Origin of the sequence: Clostridium luticellarii (assembly GCF_002995845.1) — a bacterium.
Taxonomy (GTDB): domain Bacteria; phylum Bacillota; class Clostridia; order Clostridiales; family Clostridiaceae; genus Clostridium_B; species Clostridium_B luticellarii.
In genome coordinates, this window is the sequence record NZ_PVXP01000002.1 from 57,465 (window position 1) to 82,852 (window position 25,388).

At 35.4% G+C, this 25,388-nt stretch carries 24 protein-coding genes and 1 riboswitch; of the genes, 23 read left to right on the plus strand and 1 reads right to left on the minus strand.

All coding sequences use genetic code 11. The features are described 5' to 3' along the window. The first annotated feature begins 34 nt into the window (after window positions 1-34). The 6 genes from CLLU_RS01180 (at window position 35) to CLLU_RS01205 (ending at window position 5,898) form a co-directional block, all read left to right on the plus strand. Window positions 35-754 (plus strand): tetratricopeptide repeat protein, encoded by a 720-nt coding sequence (locus tag CLLU_RS01180; protein WP_106007745.1) that lies wholly within the window; start codon window positions 35-37, stop codon window positions 752-754. Between the two features lie 35 nt (window positions 755-789). After that, window positions 790-2,406: a phosphoenolpyruvate--protein phosphotransferase gene (gene ptsP, locus CLLU_RS01185; RefSeq protein WP_106007746.1), complete on the plus strand. Its 1,617-nt coding sequence runs from the start codon at window positions 790-792 to the stop codon at window positions 2,404-2,406. Between the two features lie 85 nt (window positions 2,407-2,491). Continuing rightward, complete coding sequence (locus tag CLLU_RS01190; protein ID WP_106007747.1) at window positions 2,492-3,262, plus strand: DUF4652 domain-containing protein; 771 nt, start codon at window positions 2,492-2,494, stop codon at window positions 3,260-3,262. Next, window positions 3,255-4,475 (plus strand): tetratricopeptide repeat protein, encoded by a 1,221-nt coding sequence (locus CLLU_RS01195; protein WP_106007748.1) that lies wholly within the window; start codon window positions 3,255-3,257, stop codon window positions 4,473-4,475. The genes CLLU_RS01190 and CLLU_RS01195 overlap by 8 nt, the downstream gene beginning before the upstream one ends. Before the next feature lie 142 nt (window positions 4,476-4,617). Then, window positions 4,618-4,935 carry a thioredoxin gene (gene trxA / locus CLLU_RS01200; RefSeq protein ID WP_106007749.1) on the plus strand — a complete coding sequence of 106 codons (318 nt, stop codon included), beginning with the start codon at window positions 4,618-4,620 and terminating at the stop codon, window positions 4,933-4,935. Between the two features lie 105 nt (window positions 4,936-5,040). After that, window positions 5,041-5,898: an NAD(P)/FAD-dependent oxidoreductase gene (locus tag CLLU_RS01205; protein WP_106007750.1), complete on the plus strand. Its 858-nt coding sequence runs from the start codon at window positions 5,041-5,043 to the stop codon at window positions 5,896-5,898. A gap of 45 nt (window positions 5,899-5,943) precedes the next feature. Here the strand turns inward: CLLU_RS01205 and CLLU_RS01210 are convergent, their stop codons facing one another. Continuing rightward, window positions 5,944-6,468 (minus strand): cell wall hydrolase, encoded by a 525-nt coding sequence (locus CLLU_RS01210; RefSeq protein ID WP_106007751.1) that lies wholly within the window; start codon window positions 6,466-6,468, stop codon window positions 5,944-5,946. A 3-nt stretch (window positions 6,469-6,471) separates the two neighbouring features. After that, window positions 6,472-6,601, minus strand: a riboswitch (cyclic di-AMP (ydaO/yuaA leader). A 113-nt stretch (window positions 6,602-6,714) separates the two neighbouring features. Here CLLU_RS01210 and cdaA point away from each other — a divergent pair. The 17 genes from cdaA (at window position 6,715) to glmM (ending at window position 25,379) form a co-directional block, all read left to right on the plus strand. Continuing rightward, window positions 6,715-7,575 carry a diadenylate cyclase CdaA gene (gene cdaA / locus CLLU_RS01215; RefSeq protein ID WP_420536058.1) on the plus strand — a complete coding sequence of 287 codons (861 nt, stop codon included), beginning with the start codon at window positions 6,715-6,717 and terminating at the stop codon, window positions 7,573-7,575. Next, complete coding sequence (locus CLLU_RS01220) at window positions 7,542-8,555, plus strand: CdaR family protein (RefSeq protein WP_106007753.1); 1,014 nt, start codon at window positions 7,542-7,544, stop codon at window positions 8,553-8,555. The genes cdaA and CLLU_RS01220 overlap by 34 nt, the downstream gene beginning before the upstream one ends. Window positions 8,556-8,598: 43 nt before the next feature. Next, window positions 8,599-10,191 (plus strand): NAD(P)/FAD-dependent oxidoreductase, encoded by a 1,593-nt coding sequence (locus CLLU_RS01225; protein ID WP_106007754.1) that lies wholly within the window; start codon window positions 8,599-8,601, stop codon window positions 10,189-10,191. A 142-nt stretch (window positions 10,192-10,333) separates the two neighbouring features. Continuing rightward, window positions 10,334-11,578 (plus strand): PucR family transcriptional regulator, encoded by a 1,245-nt coding sequence (locus tag CLLU_RS01230; protein ID WP_106007755.1) that lies wholly within the window; start codon window positions 10,334-10,336, stop codon window positions 11,576-11,578. Between the two features lie 170 nt (window positions 11,579-11,748). Continuing rightward, window positions 11,749-12,897: an iron-containing alcohol dehydrogenase gene (locus CLLU_RS01235; RefSeq protein WP_106007756.1), complete on the plus strand. Its 1,149-nt coding sequence runs from the start codon at window positions 11,749-11,751 to the stop codon at window positions 12,895-12,897. A gap of 37 nt (window positions 12,898-12,934) precedes the next feature. Next, entirely contained in the window at window positions 12,935-14,305 is a 1,371-nt protein-coding gene (locus CLLU_RS01240) for an aminotransferase class III-fold pyridoxal phosphate-dependent enzyme (protein WP_106007757.1), read from the plus strand. 115 nt (window positions 14,306-14,420) lie between these two features. Further along, window positions 14,421-15,659, plus strand: a complete 1,239-nt coding sequence (locus tag CLLU_RS01245) for a Zn-dependent hydrolase (protein WP_207655925.1) — start codon at window positions 14,421-14,423, stop codon at window positions 15,657-15,659. Between the two features lie 86 nt (window positions 15,660-15,745). Next, window positions 15,746-17,248 carry an NCS1 family nucleobase:cation symporter-1 gene (locus tag CLLU_RS01250; protein ID WP_106007758.1) on the plus strand — a complete coding sequence of 501 codons (1,503 nt, stop codon included), beginning with the start codon at window positions 15,746-15,748 and terminating at the stop codon, window positions 17,246-17,248. Window positions 17,249-17,270: 22 nt separating this feature from the next. Further along, entirely contained in the window at window positions 17,271-18,644 is a 1,374-nt protein-coding gene (gene hydA, locus CLLU_RS01255; protein WP_106007824.1) for a dihydropyrimidinase, read from the plus strand. 20 nt (window positions 18,645-18,664) lie between these two features. Next, a complete protein-coding gene (locus CLLU_RS01260) occupies window positions 18,665-18,982 on the plus strand; it encodes a hypothetical protein (protein WP_106007825.1) in 318 nt (105 codons plus the stop codon). Window positions 18,983-18,985: 3 nt separating this feature from the next. Then, on the plus strand, window positions 18,986-20,230 hold the full coding sequence (gene preA / locus CLLU_RS01265; RefSeq protein WP_106007759.1) for an NAD-dependent dihydropyrimidine dehydrogenase subunit PreA: 1,245 nt from the start codon (window positions 18,986-18,988) through the stop codon (window positions 20,228-20,230). 251 nt (window positions 20,231-20,481) lie between these two features. Beyond that, the gene (locus CLLU_RS01270; RefSeq protein WP_106007760.1) at window positions 20,482-21,144 is read left to right on the plus strand and encodes an ATP-binding protein; all 663 of its coding nucleotides are present in this window, start codon (window positions 20,482-20,484) and stop codon (window positions 21,142-21,144) included. Window positions 21,145-21,243: 99 nt separating this feature from the next. Beyond that, window positions 21,244-21,453: a 4Fe-4S dicluster domain-containing protein gene (locus CLLU_RS01275; protein WP_106007761.1), complete on the plus strand. Its 210-nt coding sequence runs from the start codon at window positions 21,244-21,246 to the stop codon at window positions 21,451-21,453. A gap of 18 nt (window positions 21,454-21,471) precedes the next feature. Continuing rightward, a complete protein-coding gene (locus tag CLLU_RS01280; protein WP_106007762.1) occupies window positions 21,472-22,542 on the plus strand; it encodes a 3-methyl-2-oxobutanoate dehydrogenase subunit VorB in 1,071 nt (356 codons plus the stop codon). Continuing rightward, window positions 22,542-23,291: a thiamine pyrophosphate-dependent enzyme gene (locus CLLU_RS01285; protein WP_106007763.1), complete on the plus strand. Its 750-nt coding sequence runs from the start codon at window positions 22,542-22,544 to the stop codon at window positions 23,289-23,291. Before CLLU_RS01280 ends, CLLU_RS01285 begins: the two co-directional genes overlap by 1 nt. A 1-nt stretch (window position 23,292) precedes the next feature. Beyond that, on the plus strand, window positions 23,293-23,823 hold the full coding sequence (locus CLLU_RS01290) for a 2-oxoacid:acceptor oxidoreductase family protein (protein WP_106007764.1): 531 nt from the start codon (window positions 23,293-23,295) through the stop codon (window positions 23,821-23,823). Between the two features lie 203 nt (window positions 23,824-24,026). Next, entirely contained in the window at window positions 24,027-25,379 is a 1,353-nt protein-coding gene (glmM, locus tag CLLU_RS01295) for a phosphoglucosamine mutase (protein WP_106007765.1), read from the plus strand. The last annotated feature ends 9 nt before the right edge of the window (window positions 25,380-25,388 follow it).

The following is a 25,388-nucleotide window of genomic DNA, read 5'->3' on the forward strand; positions in this document are numbered from 1 at the left end:
GAAATGCTTATTGTGCTTTATAGGAGGAAAGTGGATGGCTTTTAAAAATAGAAAGGGAATAGGCTCAAAATTATTTGGAAAATTTTCTTTAAGAGCTAAAACAGTGATATTTTGTATTTTGTGTTTGTTTGCTGTAATTTTAGTTTTAAAGAATTCATACTGGGATGAAAAAAATAAAGTTACAGTACAAAATTCAAATAAAAATGTAACCCAGAATACTGTAATAAAAAATAGCAGTACCGGTGAAAATGGAGATAAGAGTGATGAAGAAAGACTTGAAAAAGAGTATAAGGCAGCACAAAAATTTTTTAGTGATAAGGAATATGATAAGACTATAGATAAGGCCAATGATATCATAAATCAAAATGATAAATTCTATAAGGCTTACAATATAAAAGGAATAGCACTGTGTTACAGCAATAATTACGATGAGGGAATGAAAAATATAGATAAAGCCCTTGAATTGAATCCTAATTTTGGATATGCTCGATTTAATAAGGCACTTGCCTATGAGCTTTATGGAAAATATGATGATGCACTTGATTGGTATGATAAGGATCTAGAGATAGAGAAATATGTCTGGAGCTATTATGGAAAAGCCAGCATATATGGAAGGCGGGGAGATATTTCAAATACAGTCAAGTTTCTTAAAATGGCCATAGATATTTCTCCGGATATTAAGGATATAGCCAGAGATGAAAAAGACTTTGAACCAGTAAAAAATTCAAGTGAATTTCAGAATTTGATCAAATAGTATAGCAAAATAAAAGATCTTGGGAGAGAAAACTTATGAAAAAAGGTATAGCAGCTTCTAAAGGTTATGCAATAGGCAATGCACTCATAAAAGAGGAAAATAGTATAAATGTAGAAAAAAGATATGTAAAAAATATTTATAAAGAAGAAAAAAGATTTGAGAAAGCTCTGGAGTTATCCAAAAAACAGCTTAAGGAAATAAAAATAAAATCTGAAAGGGAAATTGGAAGTGATAAAGCGGAGGTATTTGAAAGTCATATCATGCTTTTGGAAGATGAGGAATTTGCAGGTGCTGTGAAGGTAAAAATAAAAATAGAGCATATAAATGCAGAAGCAGCTCTTTATGATGTAGTGAGTTCCTATATCAAGATTTTCAATTCCATGAAGGATGAATATATGAAGGAGAGGAGTACTGATGTAAAGGATGTTGGAAATAGGATATTGAATAATCTTGCAGGACAAGTATTTCCCTTGAATGAGATTGAAAATGACAAAGTGGTAATAGTGGCTCATGATCTGACGCCTTCAGATACTGCACTTCTGGATAAGAGCAAGGTGGTAGCATTTGTTACGGATATTGGTGGTGGAACTTCACACAGTTCTATTATGGCTAGAACGCTTGAAATACCAGCGGTGGTGGGTACCATGGATATAACGGATTCGGTTAGAAATGGAGATCTGCTGATTGTAGATGGAGTTGAAGGTACAGTAATAGTAAATCCTGACGAAAATATAATAAAAGAGTATAGAGCCAAAATGAAAGCTTATAATATGGACATAGATAAACTCAAATCTCTTGCAGATGTGGAAACTGTTACAAAGTCGGGTAAAAAAGTAGACATTCTTGCCAATATAGGTATGCCTCAGGATGTAGAACAGGTTTTAGAAAATGGAGGAGAAGGAATAGGACTTTTTAGAACGGAATTTTTATATATAAACAGAACAGGTATGCCGTCAGAAGAGGAACAATTTGAGGCCTATAAATATGTAGTGGAAAAAATGGAGGATAAACCTGTGGTTATAAGAACTCTTGATATAGGGGGGGATAAAAAACTTCCTTATTTGTCACTGCCTGAAGAAATGAATCCTTTTTTAGGATACAGGGCTATAAGACTTTGCCTTGACAGAGAGGATATATTTAAACCTCAATTGAGGGCCATGCTCAGGGCTTCAGCTTTCGGAAACTTAAGAATAATGTTTCCAATGATAAGCTCCGTGGAAGAATTCCTGCGGGCTAAGGATGTATTAAAGCAATGCATGAAGGAACTCGAAAAAGAGGGAAGGACATTTAACAGAAATTTGAAAATCGGTATAATGGTGGAAACACCAGCTGCAGCTATAGAAGCAGAAGAGTTGTCCAGATATGTGGACTTTTTTAGTATTGGAACCAATGATCTAATACAGTATACTCTGGCAGCAGACAGAATGAATGAAAAAATTTCTTATTTATACAATCCAATGCACCCTGCCGTATTAAAACTTATAAAAAAAACCATAGATGCTGCCCACAAAAATGGAAAGTTATGTGCAATGTGTGGCGAAATGGCAGGAGATGAAAGTTCCATACCTGTTTTAATGGAGTATGGACTGGATGAATTTTCTATGAGTGCATCTTCTATATTGAGGGCAAGACAGATTATAATGGAGAATTAAAATCGGAAACCACTGATATATAAATTATGGTATAATTTAATTGAGGACCCAAATAATAAATTATTTTATGTAGGGGGAATTTTGTATGAAAATTAGAAGACTCAGTTATTTAATATTTATAATATTAGTTCTCTTGGCTGTAGGCATTACAGCATGTTCTAATAATAAAAATAATTCTTCTGACTCCGGAAAAAGTGTGTCTGGAAATGCTTCTACAGACTCCAAAAAGGTGAGTTCTGATGATACAGACACTAAAAATAAAGAAATTGAAAAATCAGAGGACAGCAAAGAGTCCAATACTACAGCCTGGAATTCAGGTGGTATAAAATTTTCAAAAAAAGAATTGGATAATACATCTCAGATGAAGTTTAATACCCCATGGAAGAATTCTGCAGGCGGCAGTTACAGCGCCTGTATAGAAGGAAAAGGCAATAGTGCACAGGAAGAGGGTCAGGGAAGTATAATAGTAAAAAGTGGAGAAAAAATTTACAGCTTTGAGATTGAAAGCAGTACTGAAATATCCCCTAGATATTTAGAATGGGCTGATAATAAAAATATTTTTGTTATCATAGGATCTTCTCATGGTACAGTGTCAAAAGGAGGAGATTTGTATATGTTAAATGTAGACAGTAATGAGGTGGCACTTTTAATAAAGACACCAAGTAAAAAACAGCAGATAATGTCTGCACAGAAAAGTGGAAACAACATAAATTTAAAGGTAAATGTGTATGATGATGATGCTTACAATAAATCTCATGTGGAAAATTGGGTGATTGATTCGTTTAATACGTCTTTAGAGGGTAAAATGGAAGTGAAAAATTCTGACGGGAAAGTGGTATATGAAATAAATGGATAAATCTCAGAAAATATATAATAAAGCTCTGGATAAATATAACAAGGGGTATATAGGAAAGTCAATGGAGTTATGCGATGAAAGTATATCTATAAGCATAAAAAATGGAGCAGCTATTAATTTAAAAGGACTTTTACTATATCTTAAGGGTGATTTGAAAGGTGCACGAAAAATTTGGGAAATGAATTATGAAGTAAACGGGGATAAAGTGGCTCAAAGGTATATTCAAGGCTCAGAGGAGGATGAAATAAGATTTAATCTTTATAAAAGAGCTTTGGTATTGATTAAGGAATTGAAGATAAATGAAGCACTCAAATTGCTGGAGAGATGTGCTGAAAGTGACTATAATTACATTGAAATAAATAATTATAGTGCCTTGTGTTATATAAAGAAGGGCAGCTACAACAGGGCATTGGAAAAGATAAACAATGTTTTAAAAGTGGATGTTGATAACCTGCAGGCAAAAAAAAATGTGAAATTACTTAGAGATATGAATGTGATAAAGAAGGAGTTCAATGTAAAAAAGACAGTATGTATTTCTGCAGCTGTATTATGTGCGGTATCCCTGTTGTTCATAGGTATTTACACCGGCAGATTGAATTTTAAAAACCATTTTGCCAATAAAGACAATGTGGCCAAAGTGGAAAAAGTAAAAAAAACGAAGGAGAATTTTAAGGACAATCCTAATACAAATAATATAGAGATTTTTTCTGAGGGAGATATGGAGAATTATATACAGAACAAAGATTATGATTCCATGTATCTTCAGCTTGGTAAATGGAAAGATAAAAAATTGAATTCAGATGAGGGGGAGGTTCTGTCAAGAGCTTCCCAGATTCTAAGTGGGGAAGGGTGTTTATATTTTTATAATTTAGGTAGTAAATATTTGGGTAATGGAGATTATGCCAGTGCTATTTCTTATTTTAGAAAAGCTTATGAATACGGAGCTAAAAGTGATATTTATCCGCATATAACCTATTTTCTTGCAAATTCCATTGATTTATCGGGGGATTTGAAGAGTGCATCAAAATATTATTCCGAATATGATAAAAACTTTCCTCAGGGAAGTTATGAAGAAACGGTCCTGTACAGACTTGCAGTCATATACAAGGATATGGATATAAGTATATCCAAAAATTATGCCCGGAAATTAATAGATACATATCCTTTGTCCATTTATAATAATTCTGTGATAAATGATATAATAAGCAGTTAAATTTCAAAGAATTTGGTTCTAATAGAGACTAAAAAACAATTGCTAAACAAATAATAAAATTGTGATCTATAGAAAGTGAAAAATATCAGGTAAAATATAATTAAGGGAAATACCCTTATAATTTATTAAGGAGGAAAAAATTATGGTAGAGGAAATAAAAGATGCAAATTTTTCTAATTCAATTAAAGATTCAGATACTCCCGTAGTTGTTGATTTCTGGGCTTCCTGGTGTGGACCTTGTAAGATGCTGTCTCCTGTAATAGAAGAGGTTTCAGATGAATTACAGGGAAAAGCTAAATTTTTCAAATTGAACGTAGATGAAAATCCAGTTACTGCAGCTCAATTTAAAATTGCCAGTATTCCAACTGTCATGGTATTTAAAGATGGTAGTATGGTAGATAAATTTGTTGGATTCAGGCCTAAAGATACCATAAAGGATGTCTTGGGAAAACATATTTAAGTGATAGTAGTTTCTAAAAATTCAGAAGTGCTTAAAATGACAAATTGACTTTGTTGATTTGTCATTTTAAGCATAATGATGTGAATAATCATGAGGAGGATGCAAATGGATTCTAGGTATGACATTGCCATAGTGGGCAGTGGACCGGCAGGTCTTTCTGCAGCAGTAAATGCCAGGGTAAGGAATAAAAATATTATTCTCTTTGGGAATGCAGAATTTAGTGAAAAGCTGATAAAAGCTCCTAAAATTAAAAATTATCTTGGACTTCCAGATATAACGGGATTGCAGCTAAAGGATAAGTTTGAAAATCATATAAAATCTATGAATATAAATATAACTTTAGAGAGAATAAATGAAATATACGCCATGGGTGAATATTTTGGACTTATGGTAAATCAAAAGATGTATGAGGCAAAAGCCATTGTGCTGGCTACAGGAATTGAATATACCAAACCCTTGAGAGGAGAGGAAGAGCTTCTGGGAAAGGGAGTGGGATATTGTGCAACTTGTGATGCACCTCTTTATAAGGGGAAGGTTGTAACTATTATAGGATATAACAAGGAAGCTGAAAGAGAAGCCAACTATGTAAATGAATTGGTTAAAAAGGTATATTATATTCCAATGTACAGGGATAAGCCCAATCTGGATGACAACATAGAAATTGTTGAGGACAAAGTCCTTGAAATATACGGGAAAGAAAGAGTGGAAAAGGTGATTTTGGAGAACAAACAGATAGATACAGATGGGGTATTTGTGTTAAAAGACAGTATTTCACCGGCACAGCTTGTTCCAGGGATCGCCATGGAAAGTAATCATGTAAAGGTAGATGCAAATATGAATACGAATATACCGGGATGTTTTGCAGCAGGAGACTGTGTGGGGAGACCATACCAGTATATGAAAGCTGTAGGTCAGGGGCAGACAGCTGCATTGAATGCTGTCTCATATCTGGATAAACAATAGGTTAATTAAAAAATCTCTTCATCTTTAAAAGATGAAGAGATTTTTCTAGTTGGCTACAAAAAATACATGATTTCCTATATATTTTACATTTTTTTTGCTTATATTTTTCATCCACTGGGATGTGGCTATCTTCGGGTTATAGAAGAAAATGGATTCACCGGTAGGATCCACTCCCTTTAAAGCTTGAATCACTGCATTATAGCTATCCTCATTGGGAACTACGTCTATGGTGCCGTTCTTAACGCAGGAAAAGGCTCCTTTTTGTGTTATTACTCCTTTTACTGTCTTTGGAAATTCTGGATACAGCAATCTATTGAGTATTACAGACGCAACTGCCACTTTGCCTTCAAAGGGTTCACAATTGCTTTCGGCATAAACCACTTTTGCCATTAAATTCACATCATCCTGTGTTATATATATCTTCTGGTCGGAGTAGTTAAACACCTGTACCACCTCTTCCTGTTGATTGAATAATGTGGAATTGGCATTGTTCAGAGCCTGTGAACTTACATTTTGGAAAGGTATAAACAGCATCAAGATGAAAATAATAAAATAAAAAATTTTTTTCAACTCAAATCATCTCCTTATTACCGGCGGGGTTAGCTGACGGGTTCGGTAAAGGCATAACCTACGTATAAATACGATTCACCCCAATGTTACTGGTTTCCCCGTGTTTTTATTAAAACTTAGGTCAATGGTATTGTACCCATTTATTAAAATAAAATACTTTTTATTAAAAATTTTTTAAAATACTTTGAAGTGCTGATATAAACAATATCAAATAGTGTATAATTATTAAGAGAATCACTTGATAGGATGGTGGAACGGTTGGAGTTACTGCAGATAATTATAAATTCAGTGAAAAACATAAGTATATGGTCCATTATGGATATATTAGTGGTATCATATATACTTTACAAGGCATATATGCTTATAAAAGAAACCAGGGCTGAACAGCTTTTAAAGGGAATTGTACTTATAACAGTTCTTATACCAATAAGTAGTTTTCTTCATTTGGTTATGCTTAACTGGATACTTACAAAAACTCTTACTATAGGTGTCCTTTCTTTTGTTATTATATTTCAGCCTGAAATTCGTCGTGCACTTGAACATCTTGGAACTGCTTTTAATGATAAACACGTGCTGCAGGATGAAGAGGTAATGGAAAAGGTGGTAACAGAAATTGTAAATTGTGTGGATAACTTATCCAAAAGCAAAACAGGAGCTCTTATTGTAATTGAACAGATTACAGGTCTTGGAGATATAATAAATACAGGTACCAAAATAGATGCGGTAGTATCGTCAGCCCTTTTGGAGAATATATTTGTAGTAAATACACCTCTGCATGATGGAGCAACTATAATAAGAAATGACAGAATAATATCAGCAGGTTGTTTTCTACCCCTTACAAATAATAATGAATTAAATAAAAAGTTAGGTACAAGACATAGAGCTGCCATTGGCATATCGGAAAATTCTGATGCTTTAATCATAGTGGTTTCTGAAGAAACGGGGACTATTTCATTTGCCGCCAATGGAAAGCTTATAAGGAACTATAGCAAAGATAGACTTAAGAAGATACTTATCAGTATAATGAAAAAGAGATTTCAGAAAAAATCTACATTGGGAGAGAAGGTGACTGAGTGGAAGGAAAAAATAAAGAGGGCCAAATTTTAATAAAAATATGTTGTGTAATTTTTGCATTTATCTTGTGGTTATATATATTCAATGTGGAAAATCCCATGACGGAGAGGAAAATTGTGGTTCCCGTAACTATAGTCAATGAAGATGTACTCGCTCAATCAAAACTTACTCAGGTGGGAAATGATCAATTTAGTGTAAGCCTTATAATAAGGGGCAATGCTTCTGATGTATATTCAGTGAAATCCAGTGATTTTAAGTTGAATTCCGATTTCAGTTCCTATGTTATGAAAAAAGGAGAAAATAATATACCGGTAATTGTAAAGAAAAGTCCTGATAATATAAGTATAGTAAATATTGAAAACCTATGGATAAAAGTACAGCTTGATGAATTGAAGAAGAAAAGCGTACCTGTCAGGGTAACACTGACAGGAAAGCCAAAAGAGGGGTACTATGCTTTTAATCCTGTACTGAATATGGAAAAGGCGGAAGTAAGTGGTGCCCAGGAACCCGTAAGCACAGTTAAATACGTGGTTGCCACATATAATGTAAAAGATGCTCAAAAAGACATAAATACCTCAGTGACACTTCAAGCTGAAGATGGCTCCGGGAATGTTATAAAAGAAGTGAGTGTAAATCCTTCTGTCGTTAAAATTACAGTCCCTGTTGGAAAGATGAAAACTGTCCCGGTTAATGTAAAAATTCAGGGCAATACTGGCGCGTCAGCATATATTTCGGTGACTGCGCTGCCGGAGAAAGTGGGTATATCCGGAGATGAAAGTATAATAAAAAATATAAATGAAATAGACACAGAACCTGTTGATTTGAGCAAAATAGGGGACTCAGATAGTTCTCAGGTTAAGTTGGTAGTGCCCCAGGGAGTAAAATTGGTGAACAACAGCGGAATAGTGCAGCTTAGGGTAAATTCCAATGAAGCTAGATCCGAAGGAGTGCAGCTGGCCAGTGCATTTTTGCTTTTGCCACAGGGAGTACTGCTGCCGGCTCAAACTCCATAGGATATGAATGCGGAAATAGTGGAAAAAACATGGGAGGATCAAAATGTCTATTAGAGTAAATAATTTAATTTTAAATATAAATGAAGACATGAGTGAATTAAAAAGCAAAGCAGCCAGAAAGCTGGGCATAAATGTGGATGACATTGAAAAATTCAGTATACTGAGAAAATCCATAGATGCCAGAAGAAAAAATAACATAAAATTTAATTGTTCTGTGGAAGTGAGCTGCCAGGAAGAAGAAAAGCTGGTATTGAGGACAGGGAATAGGGATGTAAAGCTAGAAAAAAGAATTGAGGATACCATAGTTCCAGGTAACAAAAAAATGAGTTCCAGGCCTATAATTGTCGGCATGGGGCCTGCAGGTATGTTTGCAGGCCTTTTTCTAGCAGAAGAAGGCTATAGGCCCATCGTAGTGGAAAGAGGAGAGAAAATTGAAGATAGAACAAAAACTGTAAATAAATTTTGGACTACTGGGGAACTGAATTTGGAGTCAAATGTTCAATTTGGTGAAGGGGGTGCAGGTACTTTTTCCGATGGAAAATTAACTACCAGGATAAAAGACAGAAGGTGTGATTTTATTTTGGATGCATTTTCAAGGTATGGTGCCCCCAATGAAATTCTGTATGACGGTAAACCACATATAGGAACGGACAATTTAAAACTTGTGGTAAAAAACATAAGGAACAGAATACTGGAATTAGGAGGAGAGATACTATTTAACAGCAGACTTGAGGATTTGGTAATAGAAGATAAAAAGTTGAAAGAGATAATTGTAAATGGAGCCAGAATGCATTGTGAAAATTTGATACTGGCTATAGGCCACAGCTCCAGAGACACTTATGAAATGCTCTTTAAAAAGGGTGTTCATATGGAACCCAAGGCTTTTGCCATAGGTGTAAGAGTGGAACATCTGCAGCATATGATAGATGTAAATCAATATGGGAAATTTGCAGGTAATCCAAAACTGGGACCTGCGGATTACAGACTCACGTATAAGAGCAGAAACGGGAGAGGGATTTACAGCTTTTGTATGTGTCCTGGAGGGGAAGTTGTAGCTGCAGCCTCGGAGAGAGGAGAGCTTGTAACTAATGGAATGAGTTATTATAAAAGAAATCTCGAAAATGCTAATTCCGCTGTAGTGGTAACTGTGGGAGAAGATGATTTTGAGGGTAACTCTCCTCTAAAAGGTATGGAATTTCAAAGGTATTATGAAAAGCTGGCATATAAGCTTGGAGGAGGAAACTATGCTGCACCTGTTCAATTGATAAGAGATTTTTTAAAAGAAAGAGTTTCTACCGGGCTCGGCAGCGTAAAACCTACCTACAGGCCAGGATATGAATTCAGGGATTTAAGGTTGTGTCTTCCAGCAGAAGTGGTCAGTGGACTGCAGGAAGGGTTCGTCCATTTTGAAAGAAAAATAAAGGGATACGCGAAAGGCGAGGGTGTGATAACAGGTATTGAAACTAGAACTTCTGCACCGGTTAGAATAATTAGAAGCAGTGATTTGGAAAGCATATCTGTAAGTGGTATGTATCCCTGTGGAGAGGGTGCAGGATATGCAGGTGGAATAATATCTGCGGCAGCAGACGGTATAAAAACCGCAGAAGGTATAATTAGAAAATATAGTCCTCTTTGATCTTGTTTTTACCGGAAATTATAATATGAAATAAAATTATGGGTTATTTTATTATGGTATAATAAAATAACCCATAATTTTATTATATTATCAATAATTATAGGACATTATTGATAAATTCTAATTTAAGGAGATGGGAAATATGCTTGTAACTGGCAGAAATATATTGAGTTTACCAGGATGTGAAAAGATGAAAATAGTAGCAGGAGCTGGTGGGTTGGATAAAGTGATCAATTGGGTTCATGTTATTGAAATACCTAATGCTGTGGATTATGTAAAAGGTGGAGAACTCTTATTTATGACAGGAGTTGTAATAGGCAATGATGTTTCAATATTACTTAAATTCGTTAAAGAAATAAATCTCAAAAAATTGTCTGGCCTTGTTATAAATGTCGGACCTTATATTAAATCAACACCCAGAGAAGTTATAAAATTTGCAGATAAGGTTAATTTTCCTATATTTGAGCTTCCATTTGAAGTAAGGCTTGTAGATATAATCCAAAATATTTGTAAAAATATTTTTATGAAGAGAGTCCAAAAAGATTCTATAAATAATTTTATGAAAGAGATAATTTTTGAAAATGTAGATATTACAGATGAAGTTTTAAATAAAGCTATTTTATACGGTTACAGTATAAATAGAAGTTACTGTGCATTGGTAGTAGATATAGATAATTTCAATTTTTACTTAGAGAGAAATAATATACATGATGAAAATGCTATTTTAAATATAAAAAGTTATATAGAGGCTATTATTGAAGATGTGATGCATAGAAATAAAAAGAAATATTTTTGTGTAATGCAAAGTGACTCTTTCTTTTTGATGGTGGCTTTAGAAAAAGGGGAAAAAGTATTCAATAGTAAAGTTGAAGACAATATGAAACTCATTGGAACAGCTATAAAAAAAGGAATAAATGATAAATTGAATTTAATGACTGCGAGTGTGGGAATAGGTGGAATATATAGTAGCTTAAAAGAATCTAGAGTTGAATTTTCAAAAGGACAGAGAGTGCTGCAAATATTAAAGTGCATGGGAAAAAATAACTGTGTTGTGGTTTATAGAGATCTAGGGGTATTTAGGCTGTTCTTTGAAATGAATGATTATAAGGAAATGAGAGATATGTTCAATGAAAATTTGCTAAAGCTTAAAAAATACGATGAAAAGAATTCATCTGATTTAATTAAAACACTTTATGTGTATTTAAAAAGTGATAGGAATATAGGAAAAGCAGCGGAAAGGCTGTATATACACAGAAATACTATGAAATATAGAATTAACAGAATAGAGGAGATATTGAATTGTAGCCTGAAGGACGAAGAAACGATATTTAATATAAAACTTTGTATAAAAATTGGTATGTTTTTAAAACTGTTGAAATTAACCTGACAAATATACAGTATACAAAGAAATGCACATATATTTGTATATCATGTATATATGATTTTATTTTATAATGTGTTAAATTATTTATATATTATTTAATAAATAATCAAAAATTATATATTTTATTTGATAAAATAGAAATAGCAAAAATTAAATTAGGTCAGGTGATGTTTATGTGTGCTTATGTTTTCCAGAGCCCTGGAAAAATAATTTACGGTGAAAATTCTGTGAATATGGTAGGAGAACAAACTGAAAAATATGGCAGGAAAGTTATGATAATTACAGGAAGGTATTCTTCTAAAAAATCAGGAGCTTTAGATAAAATAACTGATGCACTTAGGGCAAAAAAGTTGGATTTTATTGTATTTGACAAAATAGAGTCAGATCCAGGCGTTGACACTGTAAGACAGGGGGTGAAAATTGCAAGAGAAAAAGGAATAGAGGTAATAGTTGCTTTGGGTGGAGGAAGTACATTGGATGCCTCTAAGGCAATAAGTATTGTAACTGAAAATGGTGGAGATATTGTGGATTATGAGAGTAAAATTCCAGATATGGAGGGAATACCTATAATAGCAGTACCGACTACTGCCGGTACTGGAAGCGAAGTAAGTAAATTTTCAGTAATAACTGATACTGAGAGAAAAATCAAGATGCTCATATCAAGTGATTTTCTCATACCCAAAGTTGCCGTACTCGATCCGGAACTCACTATGACTATGTCGCAGGGTGTTACAGCCGCAACAGGTATGGATGCTTTTACCCATGCTATAGAAGCATATATATCAAAAGCAGCTCAACCCATGTCGGATATATATGCAGTAAAGGCAATGAGAATAATAAGCAGTAATCTTTCAAAGGCAGTGCTGAAAGGAGATGATATTGAAGCGAGAAAAAATATGCTCATCGGGCAGATGTATGCAGGACTGGCATTTAGTAATTCCTCTACTGCACTTGTTCATTCTATGTCCAGGCCTATTGGAGCTTACTATGGAGTTGCTCATGGACTTGCAAATGCACTTCTTCTTACAGAAGTCATGAAATTTAATAGAGCCGCATGTCAGGAGAAATTTAGAAATATAGCAAGGGCAGTGGGGGAAAATGTAGATGGAAAATCTGTCAGGGAATCAAGTTATATGGCTGTAGAATCTGTAAAAAATATATTCCTGGATACCGGGCTTCCTACTAGACTAAGGGATGTGGGAGTCGATAAGGAAAACTTCAAAGTTATGGCGGAGGATGCTCTAAAAAGCAAAACCACTGAGCTTAATCCGCGGAAACCCGACGTCAAGCAACTTGTAGAAATATATGAAGGAATATATTAAAAATTTGCTTACATTTTTATATTTGGGGGGAACATAAATGGAAACATTACAACAAAATAAAGATACTCATATGAGTGCTGATGATGTAAAAAAGTATGATAAAGAATATAATATGCATTCATGGAGTGCGCAAAGAGATCTTGATCCATTAGTTATTACAAAAGCTGAAGGAATTTACTTTTGGGATAGTAATGGTAAAAAATATTTTGATATGTCTTCACAACTTGTGAATTTGAATATAGGGCATGGAAATAGGAAGGTAATAGAAGCAATAAAAAAGCAGGCTGATAAAATGCCTTTTATGGGACCTGCATATGCTGTGGATGTCAGAGCAAAGCTTGCAGGCAAAGTAATAGAAAAGGCTCCCCCAAATATGGGAAAGGTGTTTTTTACACTTGGAGGTGCTGATGCCAATGAAAATGCAATAAAGATAGCAAAGATGTTTACAGGAAGGTTTAAGATATTTTCTAGATACCGTTCATACCATGGAGCAAGTTTTGGAGCAGCAAATTTGAGCGGTGAGCCGAGGAGGTATATCTGTGAGCCTGGTATACCGGGATTTGTAAAATTCTTTGATCCGTATGTTTACAGGGAAAAAATAAAATTTAGAAACGAAGAGGAAGCATCAGGTTTTTACCTTAGCAAACTGAGGGAACAACTTATATATGAAGGAACAGACAATGTGGCTGCAATTTTTGTAGAAACTGTAACTGGAAGTAATGGAGTAATTATTCCTCCAGATGGATATTTAAAGGGAATAAGGAAATTATGCGATGAATTTGGAATACTCATGGTTTGTGATGAAGTCATGACAGGATGGGGTAGGACAGGAAAATGGTTTGCATGCAATAACTGGGATGTAGAGCCGGATATGATTACTTTTGCAAAGGGAGTAACCTGTGGGTATGTGCCGCTTGGAGGAGTGATTGTAAGTAAAAAGATAGCTGAATACTTTGATGATAATGCCCTAATGTGCGGACTTACTTATAATGCACATCCCCTTGCATGTGCTGCAGGATGTGCAACTATTGAGGTATATGACGAGGAAAATTTGATAGAAAACTCTAAGAATATGGGTATCCTTTTAGGCAAATACCTTGAAAAGATAAAGAAGGATCATATAAGCGTAGGAGATGTGAGGTATATAGGATTATTTTCAGCTGTTGAATTTGTAAAAGACAGAGAGACGCGAGAGCCTCTTGTACCATATAGTAAAGATCCAGAAGGGATAATGCCTAGTATTGTGGCAATGTTGAAGGAGAAGGGTTTTTCTACTTATTCTCATGAAAGTTGTATTATGATTGCTCCACCGCTTATTATAAAAAAAGATGAGCTTGAAGCGGCAATGAGTATTTTGGATGAAGTACTTTATTCTGTAGATAAATATGTAAAGGAACTAAAAAAATAAGTGCCTTGAAAGATATAAGACACCTAAAAATAATTACCATTAATATTCTAAATTAATTTTACGAGATTGTAAAGGAAATTTTAAACTTATTAAAAATCAAGGAGAGTGTAGAAGAATGGAGAGCATTAAAAATATTATCAGCTGTAGTAAAGAAAGGATGAAGAATAAAATTGTTACGTTTAGTAAATTTGGTGATACAGGAAATGGAGGAATAACAAGATTAGCTCTATCAAAACCAGATCTTCAGGCGAGAGAAGAATTTTGCAAGAGAATGAAGACACTTGGTGCAAAGATTGTAACTGATGATATGGCGAATATGTATGCTACATTTGAAGGGTCAGAAAATCTTCCGCATATTGCAATGGGTTCACATTGTGACTCGGTAGTAAAAGGTGGGAATTATGATGGTATTTTGGGTGTAATGAGCGCTATGGAAGTAGCTGAGACTATTGTCAGAGAAAAAATTCCACACCGTCATCCAATTACAGTTATGATTTGGACCAATGAAGAGGGAGCTCGTTTTGATCCTGCTATGATGTCATCAGGAGTTATCACTGGTAAATTTGACAAGGCAAAAATGTTGGCATCAAAAGATACGGAGGGAATGACATTTGGTGAAGCTTTAGAAGTAAGTGGATATAAAGGTGATAAAAAGAATAGAATAAATGCTAAAGATTACAAAGCACTTTTAGAACTTCACGTTGAACAGGGACCGGTACTTGATGATGCCAAGATAAATATTGGTGTTGTAGAAGGTGTTGTTGGGATGGTCAATTATGAATTTGAATTTACGGGGCAGGCCGGTCATGCAGGAACTGTTCCGCAGAAAAATAGGAAGGATGCCCTTTTAGCAGCTTCCGAAGCCATTCAATATTTACACAAAGAGCTTGATAAACTTGATAGTAAACTTGTTTATACTACCGGCAGAATCAATTGCTCACCGAATGTACACACAATTATACCAGGTGATGTTAAGTTCACTTTAGATGCAAGGCATCAAGATCCAGAAGTCATAAAACAGGTAGTGTATATCATAAAAAATATTCCTTCTGAGCTTGCAAAATGTAAAGTTGAATATAGAGAATTGTGGTCTCGTGAAACTGTCAGCTTTAATAAAGAATTAGTCGACTTAGTTGAGAAAAATGCAAGCCTTTATGGCTATTCTAATATGAGAATGTATAGTGGACCTGGCCATGATGCACAATATGCATCTGACATGCTGCCTGTAACCATGATATTTGTTCCAAGCATTGGAGGACACAGTCATTGTGAAATAGAAAAAACTTCTCTTGATGATTGCCTAAAAGGAGCTAATGTATTACTTCAGACCGTATTGGATATTGATAAAAAGTAGGTTGACATAACAAGAAATTGAGCAATCCGTAGTTCCAGTATGAACTGCGGATTCAAATAAAAGTAAAGAAAGAGGGGATTAATATTATGGAGAATCTAGCAAAGGAAGATATAAATGAACTGGATCGATCTGATGAAGAATTGAAAGAAAGTATACTCTACAATAAAGATAACGCACCAGTACCTGTTAAAGAAAGAACATGGAATACGTATAATTTTACTGCACTTTGGGTTGGAATGGCCCATTGCATACCAACTTATATGCTTGCTGCAAGTTTAATATCACTTGGCATGAATTGGAAACAAGCTTTATTTACCATTACGATTGGTAACCTTATAGTGTTGGTGCCGATACTGTTAAATGCTCATCCCGGTACTAAATATGGAATAAATTTTCCGGTATTTTCAAGGTTGTCTTTTGGTGTATTTGGAGCAAATATACCTGCAATGCTTAGAGCCATTGTTGCCTGCGGATGGTTCGGGATAAATACCTATATAGGTGGAAGTGCACTGAATGTATTATTTGAGGCTATAGTTCCTGGATGGAATAAACTTGGGGGGAATTTTAATATAGCAGGTCTTAGTGTACCACAGGGAATAACTTTTATGATATTTTGGGTACTTGAGATGTTTATCATATTTAAGGGAATGGAACAGCTCAAGAAATTTGAAAATTGGGCGGCTCCTCTTGTGATAATTCTAGCCGTATTTTTATTAATATGGGCGATTAAATCTGCAAATGGATTTGGACCACTTTTAAATGAAAACGGCAAGCTTCATACTATGAGTGTATTTATGGGTGTATTTCCTGCCGCACTTACCAGTATGGTAGGATATTGGGCAACGTTGTCTCTGAATATACCTGATTTTACAAGATATGCTAAGGGACAAAAAGAACAGGTAATAGGACAGTCAATTGGACTTCCTGTGACCATGACGGTATTTTCTGCAATAGGAATTATAATAACTTCTGCCACCATAGTAATATATGGCAAGGCTATGTGGAATCCTGTGGATATAATATCAAAATTTGAAAGTCCCATTGCGCTGCTAATTGGATTCTTTGGGATAGTAGTTGCATCCTTGTCTGTTAATATTGCTGCAAATATAGTTTCTCCAGCCAATGATTTTTCAAATTTATTTCCTAAACACATAAGTTTTAAAACGGGAGGGCTTATTACAGGAATTATCGGCATAGTTATAATGCCGTGGAGACTTCTTGCAGATCCAAGTGGATATGTATATGCATGGCTTGATACTTATTCTGGAATTCTTGGACCTGTAGCTGCAATAATTATTTGTGATTATTGGATAATAAAAAAGACAAAGATAGATCTTAAAGATCTTTATCTTGCAAAAGGTAAGTATACTTATAATAAAGGGTTCAATCCAAATGCAATTATTTCACTTGCTATAGGAATATTTGCTGCACTTGTAGGAAAAATGATTCCGAGTTTGAGTTCAGTTTCCAATTATGCATGGTTTGTGGGATTTGGAGTAGCATTTGTAATTTACTACTTAATGAGTTATAGATCTATAAAAAAAGATGAAGCAGAGAATAAAGTTACCGATGAAGAAGGAATACTTTAATAAATTTTATGAGGTGATAATTATGGACTTAGTTATAAAAAATGGAGTTATAATAACAGCCGAAGAAACTTATAAGGCTGATATAGGTGTAAAAAACGGTAAAATTATTGAGATAGCAGATAGAATTGAAGATCACGGTGCTGAAGTGGTGAATGCCGAAGGTAAATATGTACTGCCGGGAGCTATAGATGCGCATACACACCTTCAGATGCCCTTTGGAGGTACTGTATCGGCAGATAGCTATGAAGCAGGTACAAGAGCTGCCGCGTGTGGAGGTACGACCACGGTTTTTGATTTTGCGCTTCAGCAAAAGGGACATGGTATAATACAAACTGCAAAAGAGAGAGATAAGCTATGTGCACCACAGGCCTGTGTTGATTATGCCTTTCACGTGGTTATATCAGATTTAAGACCGGAGATTTTAGATGAAGTTGAATCCGCAGTGGATTATGGAATACCGAGTTTTAAAGTATACATGGTTTATAAAAAAGAAGGACTCATGGCAGATGATGGGGTTTTATGCCAATTGCTTCAAAAGTCTAAAGAAACTGGTGCTCTTATTTCAGTTCATGCAGAAAATCCGGATTTAATAGATCTTAGAACCGAGACATACTTAAAGGAAGGAAAAACTTCTGCCTGGTATCATTATATGTCAAGACCTGAATTTGTAGAAGCCGAAGCTGACAAAAGAGCAATACACTGGGCTAAATCTTTGAATACTCCGATTTATATAGTGCATCTTGCCAATAAAGAAGGCGTAGAAGAAGTAAAAAGGGCAAGAGATATGGGATTTGAAATATATGCGGAAACTTGTCCTCAATATTTGCATTTCACCAATGAAGTTTATAAGAGAGAAGATGGAAGAAATTTTGTATGTTCTCCTCCCATGAAAGGTGAAGAAAGTCAGGAAGCTTTGTGGATGGGTATAAAAACAGGAGATATCTCAACTATAGCTACAGATCATTGTCCGTTTCAAACTTCTGAAAAAGATTGGGGAAAAGACGATTTTACAAAAATACCCAATGGATGCATGGGCATAGAGAATATGTATCCCTATATGCTGAGTGAAGCCAATAAAGGTAGAATTTCATTTAATAAAGTTGTAGAAGTCTGCTCCTTAAATCCTGCAAAAATTTTTGGATGCGATGAACTAAAAGGCAGCATTGTCGTGGGTAAAGATGCCGATATTGTAATTTATGATCCCGAGAAGAATTTTACTATATCAAAAAATAACATGCATTCTGATGTGGATTATACAATATGGGAAGGTGTTAAACTTAAAGGATACCCCATCATGACATTTTCACGTGGAAAATTGGTATTTGAAGATGGAGAATTCCTCGGACAACCAGGATGGGGAAAATTTATAAAAAGAAAGAGGAAAAAGTTATTGTAGATTTTAGGAGGTCCTCTGATATGGCAAATAATATGAGATTCACCAAATTGATAGAAGAATCGTCCAGATGTCTTTTATGTTATGATCCGCCTTGCAGTAAAATGTGTCCTGCTGGTAAAGATCCTGCCTCTATTATAATGTCTTTAAGATTTAAAAATTACAAAGGGGCATTATTGAAGACAGTTAAAGGCCTTAAGGAGAAAGGATCCTGTGGAGAAGCTTGCAATAATGCAATGTATTGTCAGAGAAATTGTGTGAGAAGTAAAATTGATAGTCCTGTAAAATTGAGAATAGTCCAGGAAATACTGTGCAGTGGGAACTTATGGAAGAAGGTATAAAATATGAAAGATATCTCTATAGAATTTTGTAACTTGAAATGTGAAAACCCTTTTTTCCTCTCTTCTTCAGTAGTAGGAAGTAATTATGAGATGTGTTCAAAAGCACTTGATATGGGATGGGGTGGAATTGTATTTAAAACTGTTGGATTTTATGTATCAAATGAAGTTTCTCCAAGATTTGATGTGATAAGCAAGGAAAATACACCTTTTGTCGGCTTTAAAAATCTAGAGCAGATTTCGGAACATTCTTTAGAAGAAAACCTTGATTGTATGATGAGATTAAAGAAAAAATACAAAGATAAAATAATTGTGGCTTCTATAATGGGGCAGACAGAAAAAGAATGGACTGAACTGGCAAAATTAGTTACGGATGTTGGGTGTGATATGATAGAATGTAATTTTTCATGTCCTCAAATGGCAGCTCACAATATGGGATCGGATGTAGGCCAAAATCCTGAACTCGTAAAGAAATACTGCAGGGCTGTAAAAAGTGGTAGTGATCTTCCGCTGCTTGCCAAAATGACACCTAATATCACGGATATTGTTTTACCTGCAGAAGCTTCCATACGTGGGGGTGCAGATGGGATAGCGGCTATTAATACCATAAAAAGTATAACAGGGGTTGATTTGGAAAAGTTCTCTCCTTATCCTGTAATAGATGGAAAGTCATCAGTTTCCGGCTATTCTGGAAAAGCAATAAAACCTATAGCGCTTAGATTTATATATGATATAGCAAGCAGTATTGAGATGAAAAATATACCTATAAGTGGAATGGGAGGTATAGAAACGTGGAAAGATGCAGCAGAATTTATATTGATGGGTGCCTCTAATATTCAGATCACTACGGCAGTTATGCAGTATGGATATAGAATAATAGATGATCTTAGAGATGGTTTGTTTAATTATATGCAGGAAAAAGGCTTTAAAGAATTGAAAGACATGGTTGGAATTGCAGTTGACAATGTTGTCCCTGCTGATCAGCTTGATAGGTCCTATATAATTTATCCTGAATTTGAAAACTATAATTGTGTCGGCTGCGGTAGATGCTATATATCATGCCATGATGGTGGACATCAGGCGATAAAATGGGACTATAAAAATAGAAAGCCGATCCTTCTAAAAGAAAAATGTGTTGGGTGTCATTTGTGTTTAAATATATGTCCTGTAAATGATATAGTATATGGAGAAAAGGTATATAAAAATATAAATTCCGATTTTCACAGGAACTATATAGAAAAATTTGTATAATAATAGCATCCTTTTTATAATAGGTTTATTCTAAAACCAACTTAAAAAGGATGCTATTAAAATGAATAAATACATTTATGGTAAAAATATATAACTAGTTACTAAAAACTGTGTTATTTAAATTCATGAATATAAATAAATCAATTAAAAATCAAATATGTTTGTGATATAATATAATAGAAGATAAAAAATCCTATGAATTTACGCACTGTTTGAAATCGTTTACTAAAATTGCAGAATGAGGTGATAACATGAGCAGAATTAAAATATTCACAGGTCATTTTGGAAGTGGTAAAACTGAGATAGCAATTAATTATGCAATAAATACTGCAAATAAAAATCAAAAAGCAGCAATAGTTGATTTGGATATAGTGAACCCATATTTTTGTACAAGGAGCTTGAAAGGTGAATTGCAAAAAAAAGGTGTACAGGTTATATCATCGGATCCAAATTTACTAAATGCAGAATTGATGGTGATTTCTGCCCAGGTACTCTCAGTATTTAATGACAGAAGTTACCAGGCATTTTTTGATGTAGGGGGAGATCCAGAAGGTGCCATAGTCCTGGGACAGTATAATGAACTTTTTAAAAAGGAACCCTATGATATGTATTACGTGGTCAATAATAGGAGACCTCTTACGTCAAATAATGAAGATACCGAAGAATATATAAAATTCATAGAGAATTCATCCAGATTAAAGGTAACTCATCTTATTTCGAATAGCAATTTATCTTATGAAACCACTGTGTCGGATATACTGGAAGGGGATAGGCTAGTTGAAAAATTGTCTCAAAAATTGAGGATTCCACATCCATATACTGTATGCAGGAAAGATCTAGCAGATGAAATTCAAGGCAAGGTAAATGCACAAATATTTCCCATAGATATTTATATGAAAACACCCTGGGGGTAGGATATTTTGATTTCAAGTGTATTTAATAAATTTGGTCTAGAAACAGTAATAATTACTATACAATTATATTAATAGCTAAATTTTAGGAGGGGATTTCTCATGCCAAAGGTAACTTTTAGGGAAGAGAGATGCAAAGGATGTGGACACTGCATAGAAGTTTGTCCCAAGAAGATTGTATCCTTTTCCAATAAGTTGAATGCGAAGGGGTATCATCCGGCTACTGTTCCGGAAGATAAGATTGAAGAATGTGTAGCATGTGCATCTTGTGCCAGAATATGTCCAGACTGTGTAATAACTGTTGAAAAATAATAAGGAGGTAGGCTTTTTATGGGAAAAAAGGTATTAATGAAAGGTAATGAGGCTATCGGTGCAGCAGCTGTCAGGGCAAAGTGTAAAGCTTTTTTTGGATATCCTATTACCCCGCAAACAGAAGTTGCAGCTTATATGTCCAAGGTTATGCCGAAGGAAAACAGAGTTTTTATTCAAGCAGAAAGCGAAATAGCTGCTATAAACATGGTTTATGGTGCAGCTGGTACTGGTGTCAGATGCATGACATCATCAAGTTCACCTGGAATTAGTTTGAAGTCGGAAGGTATCTCATATATTGCAGCAGCGGAATTGCCCTGCCTCATTATGAATATAGTAAGAGGAGGCCCGGGGCTTGGAAGTATACAGCCAAGTCAGTCAGACTATTTTCAGGCCACAAAAGGCGGTGGACATGGGGATTACAATATGCCTGTATTTGCTCCGGCTTCTATACAGGAAATGATAGATCTGATACAGGATGCTTTTGATGTGGCTGATATATACAGAACTCCCTGTATGGTAATGGGAGATGGAATGCTTGGGCAGATGATGGAACCTGTTGAATTTAAAGACAGGCCTCAGAGGAAGCTTCCGGAGAAAACCTGGGCGGCCAACGGACTTAGGGGAAGGAAAAAGCATAACATTATAAATTCACTATATCTGGCACCTGAGGAATTAGAGGCTCACAATAAGAAACTACAAGAGAAATTTAAAAAGATAAAACAAAATGAAGTCAGATATGAACTGTACAATTGTGATAAAAAATGTGATTTGATTTTAGTGGCATATGGAACTACATCTAGAATATGTAAAAATGTAATCAAAATGGCTAAAAAAGAGGGAACAAACATAGGATTGATAAGACCTATAACTTTATGGCCCTTTCCAGTAGAAGCTTTTGAAAAAACTATAGATAAAACAGAATATGGATATCTGTCTGTGGAAATGAGCTGTGGACAGATGGTCTATGATGTGAAACTTGCAGCTAACGGCAGAAAACCAGTGGAATTTTATGGAAGGTGCGGAGGTATGGTTCCAGAACCTTCAGACATTTTGGAAAAGGTAAAAACCATGATAGGAGGCGAGAAATAATGACTTTAGTATATGAACCACCAAAATCACTGCTGGATGTACCCACCCATTATTGCCCCGGGTGTACTCATGGTGTAATTCACAAATTGGTTGGAGAGGTAATAGATGAATTTGGGATACTGGACAAAACCATTGCTGTTGTACCTGTGGGATGTTCAGTCCTGGCATATAATTATTTTGCCTGTGATGTGCTTGAAGCAGCTCACGGCAGGGCACCGGCAGTGGCCACAGGTGCCAAGAGAACTAACCCGGAGGATGTGGTCTTTACCTATCAGGGAGACGGTGATCTGGCAGCTATAGGTACTGCAGAGATAATTCATGCAGCTGCTAGGGGAGAAAATTTGACCACTGTATTTGTGAACAACTGCATTTATGGCATGACAGGAGGACAAATGGCTCCAACCACTCTGCCGGGACAAGTTACGGAGACTACTCCTTATGGCAGGGATACGAAGATAGCTGGATATCCAGTAAAGGTTTCAGAGATGATAGCCACTCTCACAGGAGCATGTTATGTGGAGAGGGTTTCTGTAGATACCATACCACATCTTTTAAAGGCCAAAAAGGCCATAAAGAAGGCATTTCAGAATCAGATGGAGGGAAAAGGATTTTCTCTGGTTGAGGTTCTCTCCATATGTCCCACCAACTGGGGTCTCTCACCTAAAGAAGCAATGCAATGGCTGAGGGACAACATGATACCGTACTACCCCTTGGGAGTAAAAAAAGACAATACCGGGGAGGTGAAGTAAAGTGGCATCACAACAGATTATTTTTGCAGGATTTGGTGGACAGGGCATTTTGTCCATGGGCAAGTTTTTGGCCTATGCAGGAATGGATGCCAACTTGAATGTTTCCTGGCTTCCTTCCTATGGACCTGAAATGAGAGGCGGTACTGCCAACTGTTCTGTTATATTGACCAATGAAGATATAGGTTCTCCCATAGTTTTAAGAGCCGACAGCATAGTTGTAATGAACAGACCTTCTCTTGAAAAATTTGAAAATTCAGTAGAGCCAGGCGGCATAATAGTGATGGATTCGGATCTGATAGACATTGTGCCAAATAGAAATGATGTAAAAATCATAGCAATTCCAGCCCAGACCATAGCAGAAGAAATAGGAAGCAAGAAAATAGCAAATATGATTTTACTGGGAACTCTGGTAAAAGAGACAGGTATAGTATCTATAGAGCAATTACTGAACTCTTTGAAAGAGCATGGTAAAGAGAAGTTTTTTGAATCCAATAGATCAGCTGTAGAAAGAGGTATTGAATTTGTAAAATAACTCTTTGATTTAAGGCATTTTATAGATGACACTGATGTCATTTATAGAATGCTTTTTTAAAATTATCCATATTTGAGAAGAATAAAAGTACATTGTAGAAATATTTTTAATGTAATATAATATAAAATGAATGTTTTAATTTAGAGTGAAAGAATTAAATCTATGGAAGCATAAAATTAACTTTTAATAAGTGAGGTATTAATATGCATAGAATATTTGGTACTGATGGTGTAAGAGGAATTGCAAATAGAGAATTGACTTCAGAGCTGGCATATAAGTTGGGAAAAGCGGGAGCATATGTACTGACAGAAGAAGTGCATAAACCCAAGATACTTGTAGGTATGGACACCAGGATATCCGGAGATATGCTGGAAGGTGCATTGGTTTCAGGTATACTTTCCATAGGTGCAGAAGCTATTTGTATTGGGGTGATACCCACACCGGCGGTAGCTTATTTGACAAGAAAATACGGAGCAGATGCAGGAGTGGTCATATCAGCGTCTCATAATCCGGTAGAGTATAATGGCATAAAGTTTTTCAATGGTTCAGGGTATAAATTGTCTGATGAATTAGAAGATAAAATACAGTACATAATTGAAAGTGATTTTAAAGGAATATCTGTGCCTTCCGGTGCACAAATAGGAAGGAAGATAGTTGAAAGAGAGGATGCACTGAAAAGCTATGTGGATTTTGCAAAATCAACTATTGACATTGACCTGAAGGGTTTAAAAGTTGTATTGGATTGTGCCAATGGTGCATCTTATATTACTTCCGTAAGAGCTTTTGAAGAATTGGGGGCCCGGGTAAAAGTCATAAACAATAAGCCGGATGGAATAAATATAAATGATAATTGCGGTTCCACCCACCCGGAGCAGCTTATGAAGACGGTGGTAGAAGATGGATTCGATCTGGGACTTGCTTTTGACGGGGATGCGGACAGGTGTCTTGCTGTAGACGAAAAAGGAAATCTTATAAATGGCGATTTTATCATGGCCATAATAGGAAAAAGCCTGAAAGATCAGGGAAGATTGTATAAAAATACAGTGGTGGTCACTGTTATGAGCAATATGGGACTTGATAAAGCACTTGAAAAAGAAAAAATGATTACAGTGAAAACGAAGGTTGGAGACAGATATGTGCTTGAAAAGATGATAAAAGAAGGGTACAAGTTAGGTGGAGAACAATCCGGACATATAATCATGCTTGATTATAATACTACGGGAGATGGACTTGTCACTGCACTTCAAATATCATCTATAGTTAAAAAGAGCGGTAAAAAATTATCTGAGCTTGCTTCCATGATGAAAAATCTGCCTCAGGTATTGGCAAATGCAAAGGTACCTAATGAGAAAAAAAACATATACGAAGAGGATAAAGAAATAGAAGAGAAAATAAGAGAGATAAGTCAAAAATTGGACGGCTGCGGAAGAGTGCTTATAAGACCTTCCGGAACGGAGCCTCTGGTAAGGGTTATGCTGGAGGGTGAAGATCAGAATGAAATAGATAAGATTGCACAGGACTTGGCCCAGCTGATCCAAAAGAAGGCTAATTTATAGGATAGTTGT

Bases quoted from the DNA above. Each gene is read 5' to 3' on its own strand.
- CLLU_RS01180 (WP_106007745.1), top strand. From the start codon at position 35: ATGGCTTTTAAAAATAGAAAGGGAATAGGCTCAAAATTATTTGGAAAA.
- ptsP (WP_106007746.1), top strand. From the start codon at position 790: ATGAAAAAAGGTATAGCAGCTTCTAAAGGTTATGCAATAGGCAATGCA.
- CLLU_RS01190 (WP_106007747.1), top strand. From the start codon at position 2,492: ATGAAAATTAGAAGACTCAGTTATTTAATATTTATAATATTAGTTCTC.
- CLLU_RS01195 (WP_106007748.1), top strand. From the start codon at position 3,255: ATGGATAAATCTCAGAAAATATATAATAAAGCTCTGGATAAATATAAC.
- trxA (WP_106007749.1), top strand. From the start codon at position 4,618: ATGGTAGAGGAAATAAAAGATGCAAATTTTTCTAATTCAATTAAAGAT.
- CLLU_RS01205 (WP_106007750.1), top strand. From the start codon at position 5,041: ATGGATTCTAGGTATGACATTGCCATAGTGGGCAGTGGACCGGCAGGT.
- cdaA (WP_420536058.1), top strand. From the start codon at position 6,715: ATGGTGGAACGGTTGGAGTTACTGCAGATAATTATAAATTCAGTGAAA.
- CLLU_RS01225 (WP_106007754.1), top strand. From the start codon at position 8,599: ATGTCTATTAGAGTAAATAATTTAATTTTAAATATAAATGAAGACATG.
- CLLU_RS01230 (WP_106007755.1), top strand. From the start codon at position 10,334: ATGCTTGTAACTGGCAGAAATATATTGAGTTTACCAGGATGTGAAAAG.
- CLLU_RS01235 (WP_106007756.1), top strand. From the start codon at position 11,749: ATGTGTGCTTATGTTTTCCAGAGCCCTGGAAAAATAATTTACGGTGAA.
- CLLU_RS01240 (WP_106007757.1), top strand. From the start codon at position 12,935: ATGGAAACATTACAACAAAATAAAGATACTCATATGAGTGCTGATGAT.
- CLLU_RS01245 (WP_207655925.1), top strand. From the start codon at position 14,421: ATGGAGAGCATTAAAAATATTATCAGCTGTAGTAAAGAAAGGATGAAG.
- CLLU_RS01250 (WP_106007758.1), top strand. From the start codon at position 15,746: ATGGAGAATCTAGCAAAGGAAGATATAAATGAACTGGATCGATCTGAT.
- hydA (WP_106007824.1), top strand. From the start codon at position 17,271: ATGGACTTAGTTATAAAAAATGGAGTTATAATAACAGCCGAAGAAACT.
- CLLU_RS01260 (WP_106007825.1), top strand. From the start codon at position 18,665: ATGGCAAATAATATGAGATTCACCAAATTGATAGAAGAATCGTCCAGA.
- preA (WP_106007759.1), top strand. From the start codon at position 18,986: ATGAAAGATATCTCTATAGAATTTTGTAACTTGAAATGTGAAAACCCT.
- CLLU_RS01270 (WP_106007760.1), top strand. From the start codon at position 20,482: ATGAGCAGAATTAAAATATTCACAGGTCATTTTGGAAGTGGTAAAACT.
- CLLU_RS01275 (WP_106007761.1), top strand. From the start codon at position 21,244: ATGCCAAAGGTAACTTTTAGGGAAGAGAGATGCAAAGGATGTGGACAC.
- CLLU_RS01280 (WP_106007762.1), top strand. From the start codon at position 21,472: ATGGGAAAAAAGGTATTAATGAAAGGTAATGAGGCTATCGGTGCAGCA.
- CLLU_RS01285 (WP_106007763.1), top strand. From the start codon at position 22,542: ATGACTTTAGTATATGAACCACCAAAATCACTGCTGGATGTACCCACC.
- glmM (WP_106007765.1), top strand. From the start codon at position 24,027: ATGCATAGAATATTTGGTACTGATGGTGTAAGAGGAATTGCAAATAGA.